This is a genomic window from Pseudomonas sp. FYR_2, assembly GCF_043106425.1.
In the GTDB taxonomy this organism is placed as follows: Bacteria; Pseudomonadota; Gammaproteobacteria; order Pseudomonadales; family Pseudomonadaceae; genus Aquipseudomonas; species Aquipseudomonas monteilii.
The window spans coordinates 1-24470 of record NZ_JBICMM010000042.1 but is presented as its reverse complement, the minus strand read 5'-3'; the positions used below and the strand labels follow the sequence as shown (position 1 = coordinate 24470).

22 protein-coding genes and 2 pseudogenes are annotated in these 24470 nt (G+C 61.3%); 8 read left to right on the top strand and 16 right to left on the bottom strand.

Annotated features, from left to right (window positions below; genetic code table 11):
- Positions 1 to 29: 29 nt before the first annotated feature.
- The 7 genes and pseudogenes from ACF8R4_RS18380 to ACF8R4_RS18350 all read right to left on the bottom strand — a co-directional run.
- Positions 30 to 1358: an aromatic acid/H+ symport family MFS transporter gene (locus ACF8R4_RS18380; RefSeq protein WP_104834728.1), complete on the bottom strand. Its 1329-nt coding sequence runs from the start codon at positions 1356 to 1358 to the stop codon at positions 30 to 32.
- Between the two features lie 57 nt (positions 1359 to 1415).
- Positions 1416 to 2177 carry a 1,6-dihydroxycyclohexa-2,4-diene-1-carboxylate dehydrogenase gene (locus ACF8R4_RS18375; protein WP_200929350.1) on the bottom strand — a complete coding sequence of 254 codons (762 nt, stop codon included), beginning with the start codon at positions 2175 to 2177 and terminating at the stop codon, positions 1416 to 1418.
- Between the two features lie 192 nt (positions 2178 to 2369).
- Positions 2370 to 3380, bottom strand: a complete 1011-nt coding sequence (benC, locus tag ACF8R4_RS18370) for a benzoate 1,2-dioxygenase electron transfer component BenC (protein WP_060499372.1) — start codon at positions 3378 to 3380, stop codon at positions 2370 to 2372.
- Between the two features lie 72 nt (positions 3381 to 3452).
- The gene (benB, locus tag ACF8R4_RS18365; RefSeq protein WP_060499371.1) at positions 3453 to 3938 is read right to left on the bottom strand and encodes a benzoate 1,2-dioxygenase small subunit; all 486 of its coding nucleotides are present in this window, start codon (positions 3936 to 3938) and stop codon (positions 3453 to 3455) included.
- Positions 3935 to 5293: a benzoate 1,2-dioxygenase large subunit gene (benA, locus tag ACF8R4_RS18360; protein ID WP_392493102.1), complete on the bottom strand. Its 1359-nt coding sequence runs from the start codon at positions 5291 to 5293 to the stop codon at positions 3935 to 3937. Before benA ends, benB begins: the two co-directional genes overlap by 4 nt.
- Positions 5294 to 5514: 221 nt before the next feature.
- Positions 5515 to 6471 (bottom strand): AraC family transcriptional regulator, encoded by a 957-nt coding sequence (locus ACF8R4_RS18355; RefSeq protein ID WP_104834731.1) that lies wholly within the window; start codon positions 6469 to 6471, stop codon positions 5515 to 5517.
- 317 nt (positions 6472 to 6788) lie between these two features.
- Positions 6789 to 7271 (bottom strand): annotated as a pseudogene (locus ACF8R4_RS18350) (helix-turn-helix domain-containing protein); the annotation flags it as partial.
- Between the two features lie 39 nt (positions 7272 to 7310).
- Here ACF8R4_RS18350 and ACF8R4_RS18345 point away from each other — a divergent pair.
- Positions 7311 to 7454 carry a hypothetical protein gene (locus tag ACF8R4_RS18345; RefSeq protein ID WP_225521798.1) on the top strand — a complete coding sequence of 48 codons (144 nt, stop codon included), beginning with the start codon at positions 7311 to 7313 and terminating at the stop codon, positions 7452 to 7454.
- A gap of 23 nt (positions 7455 to 7477) precedes the next feature.
- Here the strand turns inward: ACF8R4_RS18345 and ACF8R4_RS18340 are convergent, their stop codons facing one another.
- Entirely contained in the window at positions 7478 to 8209 is a 732-nt protein-coding gene (locus ACF8R4_RS18340; RefSeq protein ID WP_060499426.1) for a hypothetical protein, read from the bottom strand.
- Between the two features lie 225 nt (positions 8210 to 8434).
- A complete protein-coding gene (gene hisN, locus ACF8R4_RS18335; RefSeq protein WP_060499369.1) occupies positions 8435 to 9226 on the bottom strand; it encodes a histidinol-phosphatase in 792 nt (263 codons plus the stop codon).
- Between the two features lie 128 nt (positions 9227 to 9354).
- Here hisN and ACF8R4_RS18330 point away from each other — a divergent pair.
- Both ACF8R4_RS18330 and ACF8R4_RS18325 read left to right on the top strand, forming a co-directional pair.
- A pseudogene (locus ACF8R4_RS18330) lies at positions 9355 to 9504 on the top strand (universal stress protein); the annotation flags it as partial.
- 223 nt (positions 9505 to 9727) lie between these two features.
- Positions 9728 to 11863: a TonB-dependent siderophore receptor gene (locus ACF8R4_RS18325; RefSeq protein ID WP_392493100.1), complete on the top strand. Its 2136-nt coding sequence runs from the start codon at positions 9728 to 9730 to the stop codon at positions 11861 to 11863.
- Positions 11864 to 11990: 127 nt separating this feature from the next.
- On the opposite strand, the gene ACF8R4_RS18320 is transcribed toward ACF8R4_RS18325, so the two are convergent.
- The 3 genes from ACF8R4_RS18320 to ACF8R4_RS18310 all read right to left on the bottom strand — a co-directional run bounded on the left by ACF8R4_RS18320 (position 11991) and on the right by ACF8R4_RS18310 (position 14298).
- Positions 11991 to 12512 (bottom strand): acyloxyacyl hydrolase, encoded by a 522-nt coding sequence (locus tag ACF8R4_RS18320; protein ID WP_060499367.1) that lies wholly within the window; start codon positions 12510 to 12512, stop codon positions 11991 to 11993.
- Positions 12513 to 12851: 339 nt separating this feature from the next.
- A complete protein-coding gene (locus ACF8R4_RS18315; RefSeq protein ID WP_392493098.1) occupies positions 12852 to 13295 on the bottom strand; it encodes a carboxypeptidase regulatory-like domain-containing protein in 444 nt (147 codons plus the stop codon).
- A gap of 133 nt (positions 13296 to 13428) precedes the next feature.
- Positions 13429 to 14298: a LysR family transcriptional regulator gene (locus ACF8R4_RS18310; RefSeq protein WP_060499365.1), complete on the bottom strand. Its 870-nt coding sequence runs from the start codon at positions 14296 to 14298 to the stop codon at positions 13429 to 13431.
- A 106-nt stretch (positions 14299 to 14404) separates the two neighbouring features.
- On the opposite strand from ACF8R4_RS18310, the gene ACF8R4_RS18305 reads away from it, so the two are divergent.
- Positions 14405 to 15790, top strand: coding sequence for an aldehyde dehydrogenase family protein (locus tag ACF8R4_RS18305; protein WP_156866954.1), 1386 nt, complete (start codon positions 14405 to 14407; stop codon positions 15788 to 15790).
- 38 nt (positions 15791 to 15828) lie between these two features.
- Here ACF8R4_RS18305 and ACF8R4_RS18300 read toward each other — a convergent pair whose 3' ends face one another.
- Positions 15829 to 17739, bottom strand: a complete 1911-nt coding sequence (locus tag ACF8R4_RS18300) for an AAA family ATPase (RefSeq protein WP_104834733.1) — start codon at positions 17737 to 17739, stop codon at positions 15829 to 15831.
- 59 nt (positions 17740 to 17798) lie between these two features.
- Positions 17799 to 18698 carry a helix-turn-helix domain-containing protein gene (locus tag ACF8R4_RS18295; protein ID WP_060499362.1) on the bottom strand — a complete coding sequence of 300 codons (900 nt, stop codon included), beginning with the start codon at positions 18696 to 18698 and terminating at the stop codon, positions 17799 to 17801.
- Between the two features lie 183 nt (positions 18699 to 18881).
- Here ACF8R4_RS18295 and ACF8R4_RS18290 point away from each other — a divergent pair, with 183 nt between their 5' ends.
- The 3 genes from ACF8R4_RS18290 to ACF8R4_RS18280 all read left to right on the top strand — a co-directional run bounded on the left by ACF8R4_RS18290 (position 18882) and on the right by ACF8R4_RS18280 (position 22702).
- Entirely contained in the window at positions 18882 to 20240 is a 1359-nt protein-coding gene (locus tag ACF8R4_RS18290) for a glutamine synthetase family protein (RefSeq protein WP_060499361.1), read from the top strand.
- Between the two features lie 64 nt (positions 20241 to 20304).
- On the top strand, positions 20305 to 21393 hold the full coding sequence (locus ACF8R4_RS18285; protein WP_060499360.1) for a polyamine ABC transporter substrate-binding protein: 1089 nt from the start codon (positions 20305 to 20307) through the stop codon (positions 21391 to 21393).
- 13 nt (positions 21394 to 21406) lie between these two features.
- Complete coding sequence (locus ACF8R4_RS18280) at positions 21407 to 22702, top strand: FAD-binding oxidoreductase (RefSeq protein ID WP_104834734.1); 1296 nt, start codon at positions 21407 to 21409, stop codon at positions 22700 to 22702.
- Positions 22703 to 22730: 28 nt separating this feature from the next.
- Here the strand turns inward: ACF8R4_RS18280 and ACF8R4_RS18275 are convergent, their stop codons facing one another.
- Positions 22731 to 23036: a DNA-binding transcriptional regulator gene (locus tag ACF8R4_RS18275; protein ID WP_104834736.1), complete on the bottom strand. Its 306-nt coding sequence runs from the start codon at positions 23034 to 23036 to the stop codon at positions 22731 to 22733.
- A complete protein-coding gene (locus ACF8R4_RS18270) occupies positions 23017 to 23400 on the bottom strand; it encodes a type II toxin-antitoxin system RelE/ParE family toxin (RefSeq protein WP_104834737.1) in 384 nt (127 codons plus the stop codon). Before ACF8R4_RS18270 ends, ACF8R4_RS18275 begins: the two co-directional genes overlap by 20 nt.
- 212 nt (positions 23401 to 23612) lie before the next feature.
- Here ACF8R4_RS18270 and ACF8R4_RS18265 point away from each other — a divergent pair, with 212 nt between their 5' ends.
- Complete coding sequence (locus ACF8R4_RS18265) at positions 23613 to 24290, top strand: DUF3313 domain-containing protein (protein ID WP_104834739.1); 678 nt, start codon at positions 23613 to 23615, stop codon at positions 24288 to 24290.
- Positions 24291 to 24470 lie beyond the last annotated feature (180 nt).

Below are 24470 nucleotides of genomic sequence, written 5' to 3'. Positions count from 1 at the left end.
GGCGCGGTGCCCGGCGCTTGTTCTTCGGGTTACGCCTGCGTCGCAAGGGCCTGGGCGTGCCGACGGCCACTGGCCAGGTGCACGGCCATGGCCAGCGCAGCGATTGCGCCAGGGATGGCGAACGCGATGAAGTTAAGTTGCAGCGGCAGGTTGATGCCCATCAGCGCGCCGCCCAGCAGCGGGCCGACGATGGCGCCGTTACGCCCAATGCCCGAGGCCCAGCCCAGGCCGGTGGAGCGCACCGACAGCCCATACATCTGCGCGGCGCCGGCATACAGCAGGATCTGCGTGCCGATGGTGGTGGCGCCGGCAATGAAGATCAGCAGGTAAAGCACCGGCATCGGGCTGTTCACCCCCAGCAGGCTGATCGACAGCGCAGCGGCAATGAAGAACGCCACCTTCACCTTGACCAGGTTGTAGCGGTCGCCCAGCCAGCCGCCCAGAATTGCCCCGGCCATGCCGCCAAAGTTCAGCGCCAGCAGGAACGACAGGCTCGAACCCAGGCTGTAGCCCGCGTTGGCCATCAGTTTCGGCAGCCAGGAACTGAGTGCATAGACCATCAGCAGGCAGCAGAAGAACGCCAGCCACAGCGCCAGTGTCCGTATGGCCAGGCCATTACGGAACAGCTCAAGCACCGATGCCCCGCTGCCTTTGCGGTCAGCGGCCTGCAACACGTCATCCGCCTGTACATCGCATTCCGGGTCCAGCCGCTTCAACAGTTTGCGAGCTTCTTCGGTGCGGCCCTGGCGCACCAGGAAGCCGATCGACTCAGGCAGGTAGTAGAGGATCACCGGCAACAGCAGCAGTGGCACGGCAGCGGCGAAGAACATCGACTCCCAACCAAAGCGCGGCAGCATGAAGATACCCACACCTGCCGACAGCATGCCGCCCAGCGAATAGCCGCTGAACATGATTGCCACCAGCGTGCTGCGCAAGCGCTTGGGCGCATATTCGTTCATCAGTGCCACAGCGTTGGGCATCAGGCCGCCACAGCCCAGGCCGGCAATGAAACGGTAGATGCCGAACTCGCTCGGGCTGCTGGCAAAGCCATTGAGAATGGTTGCCCCCGAGAACAAGGCGAAACAGATGGCAATGCCCTTCTTGCGCCCGATACGGTCGGCCAGGCTGCCGAATGCCAAGGCGCCGAACATCATGCCGAACAGCGCGTAGCTGCCCAGCGCACCGGCCTGCAACGGGGTAAGCCCCCACTCTTTCATGATGACCGGCAGTACCACGCCGTAGATGAACAGGTCATAGCCGTCGAAGATCAGCAGCAGGCCGCACCAGGCCATGACCATCCAATGGAACGGGGTAAAGCGCGCGTTATCGATGATCGGGTGTACGTCAAGGGTTCGCATGGCATCTGTCGCTCTTGTTTTTGTTGTGAGGGAAAACTGTTGCCTGGAAGTTGCTGCTCAGCCGAGGTCGCCGCCTCCTACCGGCAAGGTCACGCCGGTGATGTATGAGGCTTCGTCAGAGGCAAGGAACAGAATCGCGCCCACTTGCTCGTCGATGCTGCCGTAGCGGTGCATCAGGCTGCTGTCGAGGGTCTGGTCGACGATCTGCTGGTACCAGTGTTTTTCCTGTTCGCTTTGCTCGGCGCTGTTGCGTGGCACGCGACGGGGTGGCGCTTCGGTGCCGCCGGGTGCGGTGGCGTTGACGCGGATACCACGGCCAGCGGTTTCAAAGGCCAGGCACGCGGTGAGCGCGTTGACGCCGCCTTTGGCCGCGCCATAAGGCACGCGGTTGACGCCACGGGTGGCGATGGACGAGACGTTGACGATGGCGCCGCTACCGCGCTCGAGCATGTAGGGCAGCGCGGCATGGCAGCACCACAGGGTGGGGAACAGCGAGCGGCGCACCTCGGCTTCGATCTGCGCCACCTCATAGTGTTCAAAAGGCTTGGCCCAGATGGTGCCGCCGACGTTGTTGACCAGGATGTCGAGGCGGCCGAAGGTTTCCACTGCACTGGCCATGACACGGGCGCAGTCGGCGTGTTGTTCGAGGTCGGCGGTGAGGGTGAGCATGCCCTCGCCGGCCAGCTCGTGGACCAGTTCGGAACGGTCTACCGCGACCACTTGCGCGCCTTCGGCCTTCAGCCGCCAGCACACGCCCCGTCCGATGCCCTGTGCGGCACCGGTGACCAGGGCGACCTTGCCTTGGAATCGGTTGTTCATACGCAAATCTCCGGTTCGCAATAGCCCCTGAGGGAGCAACTGTCTTGCTCCAATCTGAAGCCCGCGCGATCACTGTGGGAGCTGGCTCGCCCGCGAACACGGGCAGAGCCCGTGCCATCCACCGCGCTGCCTGCTTCGCGGGCAAGCCCGCTCCCGCAGGTTCGGCGTATTGCTTGGAATAATTGGGAGTTGTCAGGCCGCTGCCGCGAACTTCTCGTAGTAGAAGTTGGCCGGGGTAATGCCCTGCTCGCGCACGTACTGGCTCACCGCCTCGACCATCGGTGGCGGCCCGCACAGGTACAGGTCCACATCGCCATCGTTCAGGTGGCGCGGCTCGATGTGCTGGGTCACATAGCCCTTCTGCGGGTACTGGCTGTCCGGGTTGGCTACGCAGGCGCTGAAGGTGAAGTTGGGGATACGCGCTGCAAAGTCTTGCAGCCGATCCAGCTCGACCAGGTCGAAGTCATTGGTCACGCCATAGATCAGATGCAGCGGGTGTTCACTGCCCTGCTCGGCGATCTTTTCCAGCATCGCGGTGAACGGGGCCAGACCAGTGCCGCCAGCCAGCAGCAACAGCGGGCGCTGGATAGGCCGCAGGTAGAAGCTGCCCAACGGCCCCGCCAGGCTCATGCTGTCGCCGGCCTTGGCCAGGTTGGTGAGGAAGCTGCTCATCAAACCGCCCGGCACGTTGCGGATCAAGAAGCTGACTTCGCCGTCCTTCTGCAACGAACTGAACGAATAGGCACGGCTCTGCTCGCTGCCCGGCACCTTGAGGTTGACGTACTGCCCCGGCAGGAAGGCCAGGCGGCTGAGGGCCTCGCCCTTGATCGACAGGGCGATGGTGCTGGCCGACAGCTGGCGTACATCGCTGATGGCCGCCTCGAAGCTAGCCTGTTCGGTCTTGCACAGCTGCGACGAAGCCGGAATGCGGATCACGCAGTCGCTTTCGGCGCGCATCTGGCAGGTGAGCACATAGCCTTCAGCGATTTCGTCTTCGCTCAGGGCGTCTTCGATGAAGTTGTCACCCAGCTCGTAACGCCCGGATTCGGCCTTGCATTTGCAGGTACCGCAGGCGCCATCGCGGCAGTCCAGCGGGATGTTGATGCCTTGGCGGTAGGCCGCGTCGGCCACGGTTTCATAGCCGGTGGCTTCAATGAAACGGGTAACCCCGTCTTCGAAATTCAGTGCGATCTGGTAGCTCATGTTGCACCTCGCGGGCGAGCCGGCCCACGGCGCGTCGCATGACGCACCGGGCAATGCTCGTAAAACCCTGTATCAGATGTGGTAGATGTCGATGACCTGGCGCACGTAGTCGTTCTTCAGCACCACCTTCTTGGCCTTGATCAGCGGCTGCTCGCCGCGCAGGTCGAGGGTGTAGAAGCTGGTACCGAAGTAACTGTCGGTGGTCTTGTAGCGGAAGCTCAGGGTGTGCCAGTTGAAACGCACCTGGCAGCTGCCCTCGCCTTGCTCGACGATCTCGATGTTGCTGATGTTGTGCGAGGTGCGGGTGTCGGGCACGGTCGCACTGGAGCGCTCGGTCTTGATACGGAACACGCGGTCTTCCAGGCCGCCACGGTTGCCGTACCAGATCAGCGAGATTTCGCTTTGTGGGTCTTCGGTGAGGGCGTCATCGTCATCCCAGCTCGGCATCCAGAAGCTGGCGTCGCTGGCGTACAGCTCCAGCCACTCGTCCCACTGGGCGTCATCCAGGTAGCGCGCTTCGCGGTAGAGGAAGTCGCGCACGGTTTCATACAGGCTCATTGCACGGCCTCCACAGGGATCAGCTGCTGTTCGTCCTTCAGGGCCTGGATCATGGTGTCCTGCCAGTATTTGTGTTGCAGCACGAACAGGCCTTCGTCCTCGGTGCGCACGCCAGACAGCAGCGGATGGAGCTCGATCTCTTTAGCCGCTTCATCGGCGCCTTCGACCCAGTGCTTCGCGCCACGGGACATGTCGTTCCAGCCAGAGCCGCCGCCGTAGCCGGTCTGGCAGGAGCGGAACTCTTCCAGGTCGTCCGGGGTGGCCATGCCGCTGACGTTGAAGAAGTCTTCGTACTGGCGAATGCGCTTGGCGCGGGCATCGGCGCTCTCGCCTTTGGGCGCGATGCAGTAGATGGTGATTTCAGTCTTGTTTACCGAAATCGGCCGGGCAACGCGGATCTGCGAGCTGAACTGGTCCATCAGGTACACGTTCGGGTACAGGCACAGGTTGCGCGAGTTCTCGATCATCCAGTCGGCACGGGCCTGGCCGAAGTCGGCAGCCAGCTGGTCACGGCGCTCGTAGGCGGGGCGGTCTTCCGGGTTGGCCCAGCGGGTCCAGAGCAGCAGGTGGCCATGGTCGAAGGAATAGAAGCCCCCGCCCTGCTTGGCCCAGGAGCCGGCGCTCATGGTCTTGATCTCGTCACCGGCCTCACGCTGCTTGCGCTGGTTCTGGGTGGCGGCGTAGTTCCAGTGCACAGAGCTGACGTGGTAGCCGTCGGCGCCGTTTTCGGCGGTGAGCTTCCAGTTGCCTTCGTAGATGTACGAGCTGGCACCGCGCAGCACTTCCAGGCCTTCTGGCGACTGGTCGACGATCATGTCGATGATTTTGGCCGACTCGCCCAGGTGCTCGGCCAGCGGTTTCACATCGGCATTCAGGCTGCCGAACAAAAAGCCCCGGTACGACTCGAAGCGCGCCACCTTGGTCAGGTCGTGGGAGCCGTCGTAGTTGAAGCTGTCGGGGTAGCCGGCGTTGCTTGGGTCTTTCACCTTCAGCAGTTTGCCGCTGTTGTTGAACGTCCAGCCGTGGAACGGGCAGGTGTAGCTGGACCGGTTGCCGCGCTTGTGCCGGCACAGCATGGCGCCTCGGTGGCTGCAGGCATTGAGGAAGGCATTGAGCTCACCGTCCTTGTTGCGCGCGATGAAAATCGGCTGGCGCCCCATGGTCAGGGTGAGGAAGTCGTTTTTTTCGGGGATCTGGCTTTCGTGGGCCAGGTAGATCCAGTTGCCCTCGAAGATGTGTTTCATCTCCAGGTCGAACAGGCGTGGGTCGGTGAACATCTCCCGCTTGCAGCGGTAGATGCCCTTTTCACGGTCGTCCTCGAGCATGGCATTGAGGTAGTCGAATCCCAGGGACATGGCCAGGGTCTCCCTTGTTATTGTTTAGACCTGGTCAGTTTGGGCGCTGGTATTAGGCGGGAGTATCCGGTTTGTGCGCAGTGATATCCGTTTTGTGCAGGTTGAGGCGTCTGGCTTGAGAGCCTCTTCGCGGGCTTGCCCGCTGCCACAGGATTACCACTGTCCCCAAGCTTGTGGAATACCTGTGGGAGCGGTCGAGCCCGCGAAGAGGCCGGCGCGGTTCAGCGCCGATTGCGGAAGGTTTCGGAAGGCAATTCGCCAAACTGCTGCCGGTACACCTCGGAAAACCGCCCAAGGTGCAGGAAGCCATAATCCATGGCCAGTTCCGTCACACTGCGCACCGCGCAACTGGAGTCGCCCAGGCAAGCACGCACCTGCTCCAGCTTGCGCTGGCGCACATACTGCTTGGGTGTGATGCCCAGATGCCGGTCAAACAGGGCATATAACGAACGCAGGCTCATGCACGCTTGTTCCGCCAGCGCCTCGGCCGTCAGTTCAAGCTTCAGGTTACGGTCGATGTGGTCAATGATTCGCTCAAGGTTTGCCCCTGGCGAACCCAGGCTTTCACGACGAATATTGGTATTCATCAGGGTCAACAGCTTGCTGGCGACAATCTGGCTGTAGTGCCCCTGCACGCGCGGCAGCGAATCACTCACTTCCGCTTCGTGGCAAACCATGGCCAGCAGGTTGACGAACCCTTCCAGTTCATCCAGCCGGTAATGGTTGCGCAAGAACCGCACGCCACCTTCTGGCCGGTGCCAGCGCTGCTCATCGCAAATCGAGTCCAGCAACCGGGTGGGCACCTTGAGGATGAACTTCTCGCAGTCTTCCGAATAGGTCAGGTCAACCGGGTCATCCGGGTTGATCAGCAGCAACTCGCCCGGTACCAGGTGCTGCTCGCGCTTATGCCCCCGCCAAAGGCAGTTGCCGTTGAGCAACACTTGCAGGTGGTAGATGGTTTCCAGCGCTGGCGAGGTAACGCGCACACTGCCACCGTAGCTGATGCGGCACAGGTCGAGTTCGGCAAATTTGCGATGGCTGAGGCTGGCCTGAGGGTGCGTGGTGCGCGACAGTCCGATGCAATGCTGGCCTACATGCTGGTTCACATAATCGGACACAGCATAAGGGTCGGCGTGATGAAACACGCTACTGCGCTCGCTCAGCAGGCGGCTTTCCATAGGCAAGGCACTCGGTATCGTTATTGTTCTGGTCGCCGCTTCCTACACCCTTGTGGGCAGTGGTTGCGGTCGTCACGGTCATTCTATCGGGCCGGTTGTGGGGTGATGAGGGCAGGTGACAACCGGCGGATAGGCACACTACAGCAAAAAGGCGGGGGTTGGGCAATGCGGCTTTGGCAATGGATGGGCGGATATAGGACAAGAATGATGATTCACATGTTCGGTGATCGAACAGTTGTTCCTATGCTGGCCTCTTCGCGGTTAAACCTGCTCGTACACCGGCCTGTGGTGCTCCTTCGATCAGTGTAGGAGCGGGTTTACCCGCGAAGAGGCCGGCATAGGCAGTAACGAATGCAGCGTACAACCGCTTCCTGTCGCCCTACCCATCCTTGGCTCCGCGCCCGGAATTGGCGCGGGGCAATGGAAAACAGCTCACGAAAGCGCCGACAAAAATGCGGGAAGCTAACAAACCCGCTGGCCACAGCCACCTCGGTCAACGACGTGCTGGTGTGCTGCAGCAACTGCCGCGCATGGGACAATCGCAGCTCCAGATAATACCGTGGCGGCGTGGCCTGTACATGGCGGCGGAACAACCTTTCCAGGTACCGACGGGACAACCCTGCGTGCTTGGCGATTTCATCGATGCCAATCGGGTCTTCTATATTGGCGTGCATCAGCTCCAGCGCTAGGCGCAGCGGCGCGCCGCCGCAGTGTTCGAGCAGCGCCAGCATCATGTTCAGCGCACTGCTGGCACCTGCGCAGCTAATGCGGCGACAGTCAAGCACGTGGGCCTGGCGGCTAGGCAGTCAAGGGGTGGCGTTGGGCTGCTGGTGCGGCCTGTGGAGCAAGAACTGGTGTTGAAAGATACCTTCCACTTCCTGGCGTTCAATGAAGACAAGAAACATGACTCCACTTGCCGGCGGTTGCGGGACTGCTTGCTGGACGAGTTTCAGCCGCTGCTGGAGTCGTTGCGTAATCAATGAACGCGCTGACGGTGTTGCCTTGGTCACTGCACGGGCAGAAAGTTCATTAGCAGCAGGCTCTGAGCGTAGTTCAAACCAATCCGCCGATAACGTTCATCCAGCAACTCCGCCAGCAGATCCAGCCGCGCAACGATTTTGCCGAACTCCACGGCAAAACTCAGGTTACTGCCCTCTTCCGAGATCTCGTTGGAGAACAGCAACAGCACCCCATTGGCGTCCTGCCGCTGGCTGAGCATCCAAGTAGCCTTCTCGATATTACGCGCTGCGTTGTTGACGAACAGCGGGTCGATGGTATCGGTCATGTAGAACTCGGTACGCCCACCATGCGCGGTAATCAGCATGCTGCCGATGGCGTAAATGAAGGCACCAACGCGATCACCGCGAAACTCCGGGCTCAGGGCGTAGCTCAATGCCGCCAGGTCGCGGCGGTTGCCCAGTTGCGGCAATGGCTGGCGTTGCTCGATGGCCATGCGAATCTGTCGCTCGGCGGTGGCGGCGTCGATGTAGCCAGACATTTTCCACTGGTTGGGATTGCGCTGGTACAGTTTGTTCATCAGCAGGTACAGGCTTTGCAGGTTGTCGCGCATGGACAGCGTGGCCATGCGGTCGACGCTGGTCTGGAACAGCTCGCTGGGCTTGCCGTTGCCGAACTGATTAACGATGTCACGGCCTTGCTCCTGGGTGCAGGCGCACAGGCATGTGAGGGCGCCTGCCAGTAGCAGGCGGGAGAAGAAACTTGGGTAGCTTGCAACCATCGGCACCGGGTCGATATTCGGCGGCTGCATTGGGGATCAGAGCAGCCTAGCCAAGCATAGAGCCCGGAAATCGGAAAAAGTGCGGAGGCTGGGATTAGCGGCAACCTGTGCGGGCCTCTTCGCGGGCAAGCCCGCTCCCACAGGAGTACCGCAGACTCTGATAACTGTACAGTACCTGTGGGCGCGGGCTTGCCCGCGAAGAGGCCCGCACAGGCGACGCATCAATCACAGGGCGTGGCGCAACATCTCCACCACCTGCGCATGCAGCGCCGGGTCCCCACATGCCACCACGCAACCACCATTCTGCGCCGAGCTGCCATCCCACGCAGTGATCACACCACCCGCCCCTTCAATGATCGGCATCAGTGCCTGCACGTCATACGGCTGCAGGCTGGCCTCCACGATCACATCGACAAAGCCCGAAGCCAGCATGCAGTAGGCATAGCAATCACCGCCATAACGCATCAACCGCGCCTGACCGGCAACGGCCTCGAACGCAGCCTTGCGCTCGGCGGTATCGAACATGTCGGGAGTGGTGCACATCAGCGTGGCCGAGGCCAGGTCGGCGCAGGCACGGGTTTGCAACGGCGTGCCGCTGCGCCAGGCACCTTCAGGGGTGCCGACAAAGCGTTCGCCGGTGAATGGCTGGTTCATCACACCTACAACCGGCCGTTCGCCGTCATTCAGGGCGATCAACGTCCCCCACAACGGCAGGCCGGTGATGAAGGCACGGGTGCCATCAATCGGGTCAAGCACCCAGGTCAGCGGGCTGCTGCCGACCGCGACACCCGCTTCCTCACCCAGAATACCGTGGTCGGGGTAGCGGGCCTGGATCAGCTCGCGCATGGCGTCCTCGGCCGCCTTGTCAGCCACGGTGACCGGGTCGTACAACCGCCCCCCCTTGTCCTCGACAGCCAGGCTGGCACGGAAATAAGGCTTGATCGCCACCGCGGCGGCATCGGCCAGCTGCTCGGCGAAGGTGCGGAATTCACCGATCTGTTCAGCACTCAGGGACATGGGACGGCCTCAGGACAATGATTAGGGGCAGCATCATACCCGACACAACGAGCATCGCCAGCCTGCCGCTCATGCAGCCTGAGGCGAACTAGACTGAACAAGACCAGATCACCGGGGGGCTGCCACACGTAGCCCAGTTTGTCGGCCACAGCCGGGCCGATGTGATTGTCATGGGCAGCCACCGGCATGACGCGATGCAGACGTTCCTGGGCGGAACCACGGCCCATGTACTGGAGCATCCGTTGTGTAATGTGCTGGCGATCAAGTCCGTTCACTGAGCTCTGGCATACCTGAACCGGCCGCTTCGTGGGCAAACCCGCTCCGTCAGGGATATCAACGGTGGGAGCGGGTTACCCGCGTAAAGGCCGGTGTGTATTTCACTGGTTGATATTTGGTACACCAGTGCCATACAAAAAGAATGCATTTGATAATGATTCGTAGTAATTTCGCGACGCTTCCTCACCCGCTCCCTCAGCGCCTTACTCCAGGATCGTACCGTCGATGCGTCGCACGTTCGTTTCGCTTTGTGTGCTTCATGCTGTCTCCCCGCTGGCCTTTGCCGAGCCCGAACCGCTCAGCGACCCTGTCCAGATTGAACTCCAGGCTTTAAACATCACCAGCAACGCCGACAGCGAACGCGCCGATGGCCCGGTCTTTGGCTACAAGGCCACCCGCTCGTCCAGCGCCACCCGCACCGACACGGCGCTGCACGAAACGCCGCAGTCGGTCAGCGTGGTGCCCAAGGATGTGTTGACCGATACGGCCAGCACCCGCCTGCAAGACGCCCTGGATTATGCCGGTGGTGTGGGCCGCGCCAACAACTTTGGCGGGCAGGGCCTGACCACGGTCACTGTCCGCGGTTTCACCACTGGCGAGTACTACCGCAACGGCTTCCCGATGAACCGCGGTTACCCGAATGCGCCTGATGCCAACAACGTCGAGCGTCTGGAAGTGATCCGCGGCCCGGCCAGCAGCCTGTACGGCCGTGGCGACCCCGGCGGCACCTTCAATGTGGTTACCAAGCAGCCGCAGGCTGAACAACAGGTCACCCTGGGCAGCCAGTTCGACGATCAAGGCATGCACCGCGCCACCCTCGACGCCACCGGTGCCTTGAACCAGGACGGCAGCCTGGCCTATCGCCTGAATGTGTTGGGCGAAGGTGGCGACAGCTTCCGCGACAACATCGAAAGCGAACGCTACAACGTCGCGCCGGTGCTGAGCTGGCAGGTGAACGATGCGACCAAAATCGTCTTTGAAGGCGACTTCATGCGTAACAACCACCCGCTTGACCGCGGGCTGACGCGTTACACCAACCAAGCTGGAAGCGCCTCGCGCGATACCAACATCTGGGGCAAAGGCAGCGACAACAGGCTGCACAACGATAACAACATGGCGCAGTTGCGTTTCGAGCATGCGCTCAATGATGACTGGACCTTGGGCGGCGGCATGCAGTGGCTGGACGGTACCCTCAAGGGCAACGCCATCGAAGCCAACACCCTGCAGGCCGATGGCCGTACCCTGGGGCGTAACTTCAACTACCGCAAGCTGGAATGGCGTGACCGCGACTACCAGTTGAACCTGACCGGACACTTCGACACCGGCGGTTTCAGCCATACCCTGCTGACCGGTGTCGAGTATGAAGACTACGATTACAATTCGATCATCCAGCGCTCAGGCGGCAGCGCGACTGATTACACCATCGACTTGTTCGACCCGGTGTACAACCAGGCGCGCCCGGCCCTGAACCGCACCACCACGCATGACAAGGAAAACCTCAAGACCTGGGCATTCTTCGTTCAGGACCAAGTTGCCTTGACCGAGCGCCTTAAAGCCTTGGCGGGCGTGCGCTTCGAACGCTTTGAACATGACTACGTCAACAAGCTCAACAGTGCGGGGGACTTCGATAAAGGCGAGAACGGTGTAACCCCGCGGTTCGGCCTGCTGTATGACCTGACCGATACCGTCGCGGTCTATGCCAACACCGCACGCTCATTCAAGCCCAATAGTGGCGCTCCTGCCGGTGCAACAGGGCGTGGTTTCGACCCCGAGAAAGGCAAGTCCTACGAGCTGGGTGTGAAATGGGAGGCACTTGATCGCCAGTTGAGCGTTGACGCGGCGATCTACTACATCGTCAAGGAAAACGTGCTGACTCGCGACCCGAACAATCTGAACTACAGCATTGCCGCCGGTGAGGTGCGCAGCCGCGGAGTGGATATCAACGTCGCCGGCAACATCACGCCTGAATGGCGCGTCATCGGTGGCTACTCGTATGTCGATGCCGAAGTTACCAAGGACAACCGCCTGCCCACCGGCACGCGCCTGGCCAACATTCCGCGCAACAGCTTCAGCTTACTCAATACCTACGAGTTCCAGGACGGCTTCGCGAAGGGGCTGGGGTTGGGGGTAGGCGTCAAGTACGTGGATGACCGTAGCGGTCAGACTGAAGCAGTCACCTACAACATGGACAATTACACCGTGGTTGACCTGCTCAGCTTCTACCAGCTCAACGAGCATGTGCGCCTCAATCTAGATGTGAAGAATGTCTTCAACAAGGAGTACGACGAAGGGGCATTCAACACCTATGCCTACCCAGGCAACCCTCGCACGGTACAGGCAGGGGTTTCCTACACATTCTGAGTAGCCGGGGCTGCTTTGCAGCCCTTCGCCGGCAAGCCAGCTCCCACAGGTACTGCATATGACTTCAGTGCAGTCCACGGCGTGGGAGCTGGCTTGCCGGCGAAGGGCCGCACAGCGGCCGCTTGCGTCAGAATCCCTTGCTGTAGAACAGCGAGTACGACTCGATCCCGTCGTTAGGCTGCTTGATGCCCGCATTGGAGTAATGCATCGCACGGATCCCCACCTTCTGCTCCCCCGGCAACTTCAAGCCAAAACCGATGCGGTCTTCGAAGTTGACCGAAGAACCCAGACGCTGATCGCCCACGTCGGTCTTGGAAAACGCCGCCAGGCCAATGCCGGCCTCGATGTACGGCGTGTAGGTGAAACCGCTGAACTCATAGGTGAATACCGGGCTGAACGACAGCGAATGTGCGCCACTGGCGTCCCCGCCCTCCCAGTAGGTGTACGCAGCGTCCCAATACCCGCTCAGATAACCGGTGTTGCTTTCCAGCCATTTCTTGTCCCAGTCGAACGACATGCCAATACGGTAGGTCATGTCACCTTGGCCTGTGGCGCCAACGGCACCGGACACCTGCGCGGCCTGGGCCAGATTGGCCCCTGCAAAGGCCAGCACTGCGGCGGCCAGCGATGCTGCCAGACGGGTTTTCATCAACGACTCTCCTGATGGTCTACACGGCAAGTGGGGGCTTGAGCCCCTCGATTTTATGCGGTGCCCGGCACTTCCAGGCCGGTCACACGAAGTAATAGTTTTTGATTATTGTCCAGATAATCAGAAAGTTGAAAGTGAATTGCCACTATTGGCTAATTCGCTTCTTCAAGATGTGCCTTGCCGTGCGCAGGGCTTCAGTCGTATTCCGCCTCAGGGGTTCGAGCACATCCCGGACCAATACCTAACCCTGCTCGTCCAACATCTCCAGTTGAAGGCTCAGGCTCATGGCGATGTGCTCCGACTCGGCAGGAGTACATGCGTACTCCCGCCCGTTATCCATTAACGCCAGTTAAGGCTCACCGTCGCAGGGGCCTTTCCGTTAACAGTCACCATTTGCTGCACTGTCTGCCCTTGAGCGTTACCGGTGACTTTGTATTTGCCAGGCGGCAACTGCACATACAGCAGTGGCCCGGCATACATGACGCTGAGCACGGGCTGCCCCTGGGCGCTCTGGATATCGACATTGGCACCGCTCTGGAACTTGCCTTCCGGCCCTGTAGAAAGCTCTACGTGCAAGTCGTAACCCGGGGTCTTGCGCAGGGCGTTGGCCTCATCCTGGCCGATGCCTCCCTGGAGAAAGCGCACGCCGTTCTGTTCCTGTGGTTGTAACTGAACGGCCTGTATATCGATGGGGGCATTGAGGTTGGCGGCGACTGCCAAGGTCCATGGCATGGCCAAAGCGACCAGCAGTGCCGCACCGAGGGCATAGTGATGGTTACGCATGGTACGACCCTCCTTCAGAGGATGGCTTACCTAGTATCTGATCCTTCAGGCGTACCGGTGTTCGTGCCGATGTCTGGTTACCGTCGTGATATTCGGCACTAACGCATGAAACGAACGTAAATTTATATGAATATCATGATGTTGTGCGTGCTTCTTCAAGCAGCTTCACAAACATGCTCAAGCTGCGCGATACCGTGCCCCGACGCCACACCAGCCAGGTTTTCAGGTAGCGGAAATCCTCCGACATCGGCCACGCACTGACGGTGCTGCACCCGGGCATATTGTCGAGCATGCTGCGCGGCATCATGGCCAGGCCTGCGCCAGCGCTGACGCAGGCCAGCATGCCGTGGTAAGACTCCATCTCGTGGATCTTGCCCGGCACCGCCTGGTCCTGCACGAACCAGTTTTCAAAGTGATGGCGGTAGGAGCAGTTGGCGCGGAAGGCGTAGATGCTCTCCCCGTTCACGTCCTGTGCACGGGTGACCGGGGCATGGTTGAGCGGCGCGATCACCATCATCTCTTCCTCGAACACGGGCATGCCCTCCAGTGTCGGGTGCAGCACCGGGCCATCGACGAACGCTGCCACCAGGCGACCCGACAACACGCCTTCCAACATCGTGCCCGAAGGGCCGGTAGACAGGTCCAGGTCGACCTTGGGATAGCGCTGGTTGTAGGCCGCCAGCAGTGCCGGGATGCGCACGGCTGCGGTGCTTTCCAGTGAGCCCAGGGCGAAGGTGCCCTGCGGGTCTTCACCGGCCACGGTCAACCGGGCCTCGTGAACCAGGTCGAGAATGCGCCGGGTGTATTCGAGAAAATTCCAACCCGCAGGCGACAGGCGCAGGCGGCTCTTTTCGCGAATGAACAGTTCAACGCCGAGGTCTTCCTCCAGCTGCTTGATGCGCGTGGTCAGGTTCGACGGCACCCGATGGATGTGCTGCGCGGCGGCACTGATGCTGCCCTGCTCTGCCACGGCCTTGAAGATCTCCAGTTGCACCAGGTCCACAGCCTTTCTCCAAACGTGAATGTTTCGCTCATTATTATTCAGTTTTCATTAAAGCCATAGCCCACTAGTCTGGCGTCACTGATTAACAACAACGAGAGTGTCCGCCATGAGCGCGATCAGCAGCCTGACCCACGCCATCTCCCTCGACCCGTACAGCGGCGAGCAGATCGGCGCCTACCCGTTCGACACCGACGCCGCACTGGAAGCGGCGCTGCAACGTGCCAAGGTTGGCTACCGCCAGTGGCGCCAAGTGTCGCTGGGGCAGCGCAGCGAGTACCTGCTCGCTCTGGCCGGCACCCTCGAAGCCAAGGCCGAAGCCTTCGCCCAGATGATCAGCCGCGAAATCGGCAAGCCAGTCGCCCAGGCCCGTGGCGAAGTCAGCAAGTGCGTTGGCCTGTGCCGCTGGTACGCCGAGCACGGTCCGGCCATGCTCGCGCCGGAGCCGACCCAGGTTGAAAAAGCCCGTATCGAATACCGCCCGCTTGGCCCGATCCTGGCCGTGATGCCCTGGAACTTCCCGGTCTGGCAGGTATTGCGCGGCGCCGTGCCGGCGATCCTTGCGGGTAACACGTATGTACTCAAGCATGCGCCGAACGTGATGGGCAGCGCCTACCTGCTGGGCGAGCTGTTCAAGGATGCCGGGCTGCCAGAGGGCGTGTTCGAAGTGCTGAACGTGACCCCGGATGGCGTCACCCGCGCCATCAACGACACGCGCATTGCTGCCGTGACCTTGACCGGCAGCGTACGTGCCGGCATGGCGATCGGTGCCCAGGCCGGTGCCGCGCTGAAGAAGTGCGTGCTGGAGCTGGGTGGTTCCGACCCGTTCATCGTGTTGGCCGACGCTGACCTGGATGCCGCCGTCAAGGCTGCGGTCATCGGCCGCTACCAGAACACCGGCCAGGTCTGCGCCGCGGCCAAGCGCCTGATCGTCGAAGAAAGCATCGTTGACGAATTCACCCGCAAGTTCGTTGAAGCCACCCGTGAACTGAAAGTGGGCAACCCACTGGACGACGACACCTACATTGGCCCGATGGCCCGTTACGACCTGCGCGATGAGCTGGACGGCCAGGTGCAAGCGACCCTCGCCGAAGGCGCCACCCTGCTGCTGGGCGGCAACAAGGTCGAGGGTGTGGCCAACTTCTACGCGCCGACCGTGTTCGCCAACGTCACGCCGGACATGACGGCGTTCAAGCAGGAGCTGTTCGGGCCGGTGGCCGCAATCATCACTGCCCGTGATGCCGACCATGCGGTGGAGCTGGCCAACGACAGCGAGTTCGGCCTGGCCGCAACGATCTATACCGCCGACTATGCGCTGGCCGAGCGCATGACCACAGCACTGGATACCGGTGGCGTGTTCATCAACGGTTACTGCGCTTCCGACCCCCGTGTGGCGTTTGGCGGCGTGAAGAAAAGCGGTTTCGGGCGTGAGCTGTCGCACTTTGGTGTGCGCGAGTTCACCAATGCCCAGACTGTCTGGCTGGACCGCAACTGATTCAGAACCTTTGGGGCTGCTTAGCAGCCCCAAAGGCTTCAATCGCGAACCTGGTCCTTGACCCAGTCCAGCATCCCTCCCGGCACGATCAATTCATGCCGCGCCCGCGAACAGGCGGTGTACAACCCCGCCAGCATCCGCGCACGCTCATTGCGGTTGCCCGCCACCTGAGGCGCCACCATCAGCTCCGGTGACACCATCACCCGGGCGAATTCCATGTTCTTTACATCCCTTACCCGCCCCAGGAACAACTTGGGTGCCTTGTCCCAACGGTAACGGCTCTTGGCCTTGGCAAAGTGCTCCGGCGTGTAGCCCTTGCGCAGCATGTTGGCCACGGCAACGAACGCCTTGTCATCGCCCTTGTCCTGCTCCAACGCCTGCCAGCTGGCATAGCGGAACAGCATCGGGTGCCGGGGCCGTGTGCCGTAACGGTACAACTCGATGCAGTCTTCGACGAACAATTCGAAGTCCTTGCGCGCGCTTTTGAGCAGCACGAACGGCACGCCCTGGTGAGTCAGACGCTGGAACCAGCCAAACAGGCCCCATTCGTCATCGACGATCAGCGCCGTGGGTTGTTCCGGCACCGTCACGGCATCGAAGAAACTGACCCGCGTGTAGTGCTCGGCACTGCCACTGAAAGCGGCCTGAATCGCGGCCGGGTGCGCCTGAATCAGCGGGTTCAGCACGTTGTCCATCGCCGGCCCGGCACGCAGCGAATGGTCGATACAGCGCTGGCGAATGAAACCGCCATGGTGCGGGCTGAGGCCGTTGAGGTTCTGCAGCTCGTCCCCCAGGGCAATGATCGACTGCGGGCTGCGATCAAGCACGGCAAGCATCGGTGCGGACAACTCATGGGCTTCGTCGACGATGACGTGGGTATAACGGCTGTCGATCACATAGTCGGTCAGCGACAGCAGCTTTACCCGGTGGTAGTCGCGCACCGGTAGCTGGATTTCTCGTGCCGACGGGCGAATCAGTTCCTGCCAGTACGACCTCGCCTTTTCCAGCAGCACCTCCTGGTCCAGCGGCGAGGTGCCCGGCCCGGCCCAGGGCAAATGGTGCAATTGCAGCTGGGTGTCGGCACTGTGGCAGAACGTGCGCACGGCGCGCACGCACAAGGCAACCACATCGCGTGCGGCAACCGGGCCGATGTCGGGAATGGCCAGCCAGCGCACCACCTGCGCGTCCTGCGGGCGCCACGACAGCTTGGTACGGTACGGGTCGCGCAAGCGCCAGCCATTGCTGGTGAGGTCACGGTTCAGCAGCTCGTCCGCCAGCTGGCCGAAGGTCATAGCGGTGTAGGCGGCAGGGTCCTTCACCCGCGCTTGCAGGGCGCGCAACTGGCCCTCGGTCAATGCCAGCAGCAACGTGCGCTGTGGCTCCAGCAGCCGGGCGAACTGGTGAATCAGGAAGGTCTTGCCGGTGCCGGCGAAGCCCTGCACGGCCACCGACTCGTCTATTCCACTGAGAAACTCGCGCAGCAGGCGGTTTTGCTGATCGCTGAGCATCAGGTCACTGGCCAGGGACGGCAAGTACACCGGGTGCAGCGGTGTGGCCCGCTGGCGGTAGGTGTCGGCGAACAGGAAGCTCCACTGGCCTTCGGCATCCAGCAGCTCGTCTACGGTGTACTCCACCTCGGCCGACAACAGGGCAATGCCGTTTTCACCCAGCATGCCAAGGCCCATGGCAAAGGCTTCGCGATCGAAGTGCTGCGCCACCTGGCCCTGGAAACGCCCGGGCGCAGCGCTTTCGACTTCGTTGGCGATGCGCACGATTTCGGCGAAACGGCGCTCTTGTGCGTCGGCCGATGCGGTGCCGGGCTGGCGTGGGAGGTTTTGCACGAACAACACTGCGGCGGCGTCGAGCACGCTGGCAGTGGTGAAAAATTCGGTGTTGAGTTTGCTGGCGAGGCGGTCGGCCTGGTCGCTGGGCAAAGGCAGGTAAAACATCGGTACCTCGGGTGGAAACAGGGCGGCACGATAGCAACTTTCAGTAGGGAATGCTGGGTTTAACCCCTGCCCCGCTTCAATGTCTCGCTGGGAAACTCTTGGAACAACTGTTTGTAACGCTCTGAAAACCTTCCCAAATGCCAGAATGACCAGCGCATCGCTACTTCGGCGACCGTCACGCCACCACCGCGCAACAAGTCGCGCCGCGCACCGTTCAGCCTGCGCAAACGCAGCCACTGCGCCGGTGGCATGCCGGTAAATGCCTTGAACGCCTGCTGCAACTGGCGCAGGGAAACCCCGGCAACCCCTGCCAACTCCACCAGGTTCAGCGTCTCTTCCGGGCAGTCGGCTGCCCACTCGCTCACCCGGCGCATGATCGCCCGCTCTTCGTCACGGCGCCCCAGCGCCACACCCTGCAAGCGTTGGCAGGCATTGTCGAGTATAAACAGGCAGTCCTCCAGCAATTGCTCCGCCAGGGCCTGCCCTTGCAGCGGGCAATCCGCCTCGCCCAGGCGCGTCAGCGTGGCGCTCAGCCAGCTACCGAACAGGGCATTCTGCCCGCTGCCCAACGGCACCATGAACAAACCCTCGAGGCGCTGTGGGTCCAGCCCGTGCTGGGCCAGAAAGGCCTGGTCGAACACCACCGCCACTTCCTGGTAGTTCTCCGGCGTGATCCAGATATTGCGGCTTTGCTCGTTGAGCAGGTACAGGCTGTTCTCGCTGCGGTCGAAGCAGAACGCCAGCGAACCGCTCGGTGCGCGGAAAAACTGCTCCACCCGGGTGTTCAGCCGCTCTTCGTACACCTCCACACCATCGAGCCCCAGGCAGCGCAGTTCACCGCTGAAATGCCCGGGTGACATCTGCCGATACTGTTGCTGCCAGCCAGGGGTGGCGCGCACTTGCTCGGTAACGTCGGTGGTATGAAAAGCCTGGACCTGCAACGCATTGGCGGTTGTCACGCATTGTCCTGTATGCACTCTTTTGGTGCATTCATTACTGAAGAAAGTGGATAGATTGCCCCGGGGGGCTACGACCAAGATAGTCTCCAGCGCGTCACCTGGGAAGCGTGATGCCCCGCAAACCCTGCGACGGCTTTCTCGGGCTTACACGTTCCCACACTAAAACCCAACCAAGAGGTCTGTATGAACGCCCCCTTCGATCAGCTGTACACCTGGCTGAAAGAACACCGCATCACCGAAGTCGAATGCGTGATCAGCGACTTGACCGGCATTGCCCGTGGCAAGATCGCGCCCACCGCCAAGTTCCTCCACGAACGTGGCATGCGCCTGCCGGAAAGCGTGCTGCTGCAGACGGTCACCGGCGACTACGTTGACGATGACATCTACTACAACCTGCTCGACGCCGCCGACATCGACATGGTCTGCCGCCCCGACCCGAGCGCTGTGTACCAGATCCCGTGGGCGATCGAGCCGACTGCGATCGTGATCCACGACACCTTCGACAAACAAGGCAACCCCATTGAGCTGTCGCCGCGCAACGTGCTGAAGAAGGTGCTCAAGCTGTACGCCGACAAAGGCTGGCAGCCGATCGTCGCACCGGAAATGGAGTTTTACCTGACCAAGCGCTGCGAAGACCCGGACTTGCCGCTGCAGGTACCGCTGGGGCGCTCAGGCCGTGCCGAAAGCGGCCGTCAGTCGTTCTCGATCGATGCCGCCAACGAATTCGACCCGCTGTTCGAAGACGTCTACGACTGGTGCGAGATCCAGGGCCTGGACCTGGATACGCTGATTCACGAAGACGGCCCGGCGCAGATGGAGATCAACTTCCGCCACGGAGACGCGCTGGACCTGGCCGACCAGATCACCGTGTTCAAACGCACCATGCGTGAGGCAGCCCTCAAGCACAACGTCGCCGCTACCTTCATGGCCAAGCCGATCACCGACGAGCCGGGCAGCGCCATGCACCTGCACCAAAGCGTGGTGGACATCGCCACCGGCAAGCCGATTTTCGCCAATGAAGACGGCAGCATGAGCCCGCTGTTCCTGCACCACATCGGCGGCTTGCAGAAGTACATCCCCAAGCTGCTGCCGATGTTCGCCCCCAACGTCAACTCGTTCCGCCGCTTCCTGCCGGACACTTCGGCGCCAGTGAACGTCGAGTGGGGGGAAGAAAACCGTACCGCCGGCCTGCGTGTGCCTACTTCCGGCCCCGAGGCGATGCGCGTGGAAAACCGCCTGCCGGGTGCAGATGCCAACCCGTACCTGGCGATTGCCGCCAGCCTGCTGTGCGGCTACCTGGGCATGGTCGAGCAAATCGACCCCAGCGCACCGGTACAAGGCCGTGCCTACGAACGGCGCAACCTGCGCTTGCCGATCACCATCGAGGATGCGCTGCAGCACATGGAAGACTGCGAAACCGTGCAGCAGTACCTGGGCAAGCAGTTCGTCCAGGGCTACGTGGCGGTCAAGCGGGCCGAGCACGAGAACTACAAGCGCGTGATCAGCTCGTGGGAGCGCGAGTTCCTGATGCTCAGCGTCTGACCCACCTTGGGGGGCTTAAAGCCCCCTGCACCGAACTCGAAGAACAAGACCTACGAGGTGTCCCATGCGTCATCTGCAAGCCCTGATACCCGCTGCATTCACCCTGCTGTTCGCCACCACCGCCCACGCCACCCCTTCGGTCAGCGTGTACAACTGGACCGACTACATTGGTGACACCACCCTGGCCGATTTTCAGGCCAGCAGCGGGATCAAGGTGGTGTATGACGTGTTCGACTCCAACGAAACCCTCGAAGGCAAACTGCTGGCCGGGCGCACCGGTTATGACGTGGTAGTGCCGTCGAACCACTTCCTCGCCCGCCAGGCCCAGGCTGGTGCTTTCCTGCCGCTGGACCGCAGCAAGCTGCCGAACTGGCAGCACCTTGACCCCAAGCTGCTCAAGCAGCTTGAACAGAACGACCCCGGTAACCAGTACGCGGTGCCGTACCTGTGGGGTACCAATGGCATCGGCTACAATGTCGACAAGGTCAAGGCGGCACTGGGCGTGGACCATATCGACTCGTGGGCGGTGCTGTTCGAGCCGGAAAACCTGAAAAAGCTCAAACAGTGCGGCGTGGCCTTCATGGACTCGCCCGATGAACTGTTCCCGGCTGTCCTCAATTACCTGGGCATGGACCCGCGCAGCGAAAAGCCGGCCGACTACGCCAAGGCCGAAGCCCGCCTGCTGGAGCTGCGCCCCTACATCACCTACTTCCATTCATCCAAATACGTCTCCGACCTGGCCAATGGCGATGTCTGCGTGGCCTTCGGCTACTCCGGCGACGTGTTCCAGGCCGCCAACCGTGCCGTGGAAGCGAAGAACGGCGTAAAAGTGGCCTACAGCATTCCCAAGGAAGGCAGCAACCTGTGGTTCGACCTGCTGGCCATCCCCAAGGACGCCAGCAACCCCGAGCAGGCTCTGGCATTCATCAACTACCTGCTCGACCCCAAAGTGATCGCCAAGGTCAGCGCAACCGTCGGCTATGCCAATGCCAACCCGGACGCCAAGGCCTACATGGATGCATCGCTGGTCAACAACCCTGAGATCTACCCACCCCAGGACGTGCTGGACAAACTGTACATCTCCAGCACCCCGAGCCCGAAGATCATGCGCGTCATGACCCGCTCCTGGAGCAAGATCAAGTCCAACCGCTGAGTCGAGAACGCCCATGTCTTTCAATACTCAACACGCCGCTTCGTACTACGCCGCCACGGCGCGCGATGCGGCACCCTACCCCAGCCTGGACGGCGAACTGACGGCTGACGTGTGCGTGGTCGGCGGCGGGCTGACCGGGGTCAATACCGCCCTGGAGCTGGCCGAACGTGGCCTTTCGGTGGTGCTGCTGGAAGGCCGGCGCATCGGCTGGGGCGCCAGTGGGCGCAATGGCGGCCAGCTGATTCGCGGTATTGGCCACGATGTCAGCGGATTCGCCCGGCATGTGGGCCAGGACGGCGTGCGTTACCTGAAGCAGGCCGGCATCGATTCAGTGGCGCTGGTGGCCGAGCGTATCGCCCGCTACGGTATTGCCTGCGACCTGCGTTGGGGTTTCTGCGAACTGGCCAATACACCGGCCCAGTTCGCTGCTTTCAAGGATGAACAGGACGACCTCGCTGCGCTGGGTTATCGCCATGCAACACGCCTGGTCGGTGCCGGGCAGTTGAACGAGATTGTCGCCAGCGACCAGTACGCCGGCGGTCTGGTCGACATGGGCTCGGGCCACTTGCACCCGCTCGACCTGGTGCAGGGCGAGGCCCGTGCAGCGCACGGCCTGGGTGTGCGCATTTTCGAGCAAAGCCCGGTAGTGCGCATCGAGCACGGGCCTTGCGTCACCCTGCACACGGCTCGCGGCAAGGTGCGGGCCAGTAGCCTGGTACTCGGGTGCAACGCTCACCTCGACGAGCTGGAGCCACGCCTGAGCGGCAAGGTGCTACCAGCCGGCAGTTACGTGGTGGCCACCGAACCATTGCCCGAAGCACTGGCCAGCAGCCTGATTCCGCAGAACATGGCGCTGTGCGACCAGAAGGTCGGCCTGGACTACTACCGCCTCACCGCCGACCGCCGCCTGCTGTTTGGCGGCGCCTGCCACTATTCCGGGCGCGACCCCAAGGACATCGCGGCCTATATGCGGCCCAAGGTACTGAAGGTATTCCCCCAGCTGGCCAATGTACGCATCGATTTCCAGTGGGGCGGCATGATCGGCATCACCGCCAACCGCTTCCCCCAGGTTGGGCGCCTGAGCCAGTACCCGAACGTGTACTACGCCCAAGGCTACTCCGGGCATGGGCTGAACGTGACTCACTGGACGGCGAAGCTGCTGGCCGAGAGCATTGCCCTCGGCCATAGCCATGGCCTGGATGTGTTCAGCGCCGTGCCGCACTTGACCTTCCCCGGCGGCAAGGCTTTGCGCTCGCCACTGCTCGCTCTTGGCATGCTGTGGTACCGGTTGCGCGAAGCACTGGGGTGATGAAGATACGAAGGCATGAAGATTTTACTTAAAGAATAACCTGCAAACCTTTGTTTTTGATTAGGTTCAACAACTTCAGAGCCGGTCCTGAGGGGTGGGTTTCGCCCTGCTCCCATTTACGCACCGTTGACGCACTAGTATGCAGATGCATCGCGAAGACCGGCTGGCTGAAATTGAGTGCCTCACGCAAGCGACGTATCTCTAGTGCACTGAAGTCCAGCACCGGCGCGGGGCACAGTGCTTCGTAGTCCCGAAGGGTTATCTTGCCGACTGCCCCTGCCTCATGAAGGGCAACAAGATCCTCACGTAATGATTCAACCAGCTTGCTGCTCACAACAGATCTCCATTAATACCCCCGCGCGCAGCGCACGGCAAAGCTCCAGTGGTGATAAATTCAGAAGAACCTTACCTGCAAATCGCAACGCATTCTGTTCTTCAAGCGTGATGTTTGCCTTGTCGCTCTTGGCAAAACCATGCAAGAAAACACATCGATTGCCGATTCGGGCGGAAAGCAAGGTTCGATAACCACCGCGTTTTCCCATGCCCTGCGCCGCTACGCGCTTCTTGTACAATGCACCACCCAGGTTTGCATCGACCAAGCCTCTTTGCATCTCGTCTACTGCCTGACACAACAACTCATCATCAAGTCTTTGGGCCGCCTGCAAGCGCGCGAAGTCCTTGCGCTTGAAAATCTCCATGATCCACCTCTAACCATACCCGTAGCGGGCATAGTTTTCCAAGAGTGGTTGCAGATTCAAAGCCAGCCACTTCCGATGGCACTGTAGGAATTCGCACTGTTACCAGTACCCGCTATCACGGTGCTGCCACCACAGATTGATTACTCCACTGGCCAACTGCCTCGCACCTGCTAGCGTTGTTCTGACCGACCTCTCATGGACGCGTCTCCATCATGAAATCACTGCCTCGCATTACCCTGTTGTGCGCCGCGCTGCTTGCCGTGGCCGCCTGCTCCAGCAAAAGCGTGGACCCCAAGGATTATTCCGGCTTCCTCAAGGACTACAGCCGCCTGCAGGAAGCCAAGAGCCCTTCGGGTGACCCGGTGATGCGCTGGATCGACCCCAACGTTAACATCAACCAGTACAGTCAGGTGTTCATCGAGCCCAGCCAGTATTACCCCAAACCACAGCCAACGGCGGTGATTTCGCAGCAGACGCTGCAAGAAATCACGCGGTACTTCAATGAAGCCTTGCGCCGTGAAATGGGCAGCGTGATGCCGCTGGCCAAGGGGCCAGGCCCGGGAGTGATCGTGGTGCGCCCCGCCATTACAGCGGTGTCGACCAGCAACGAAGGCCTGAAGCCTTACGAAGTCATCCCTATCGCACTGATTTCGGCGGGTGTGAACACTGCCATGGGCGGCCGTGATCAAGAAGTGGATGTCGGCGTGGAGGCAGCGTTCCTTGATGGTGCCAGCCAGAAGGTGCTGGCCCAGGTGGTGCGCAAAGGCACGGGGCAGGAACTGGAGAACGATACCCAGAAGCTGACCTTGAATGACGTAAAGCCAGTGCTGGATGGTTGGGCCAAGGACATGCGCGCCAGTTTTACTTCTGTTAAGCAGAAATCGCGCTAGTGCTTGCCGTGTTGAAGGAAACGCTAATTGTCAGTTTGACCGCTTCGCAGAGCACGCACGGCTGACGGTGACAACGGAGGGGCGCTGGGAGTGGCAGGTTCGCGAATTGCATCGCCACTTCCAGCCGGCTGTGATAGCCAAGAAGGAGCACTGGGCGACACGGGTACGTAGTTAGCCTTA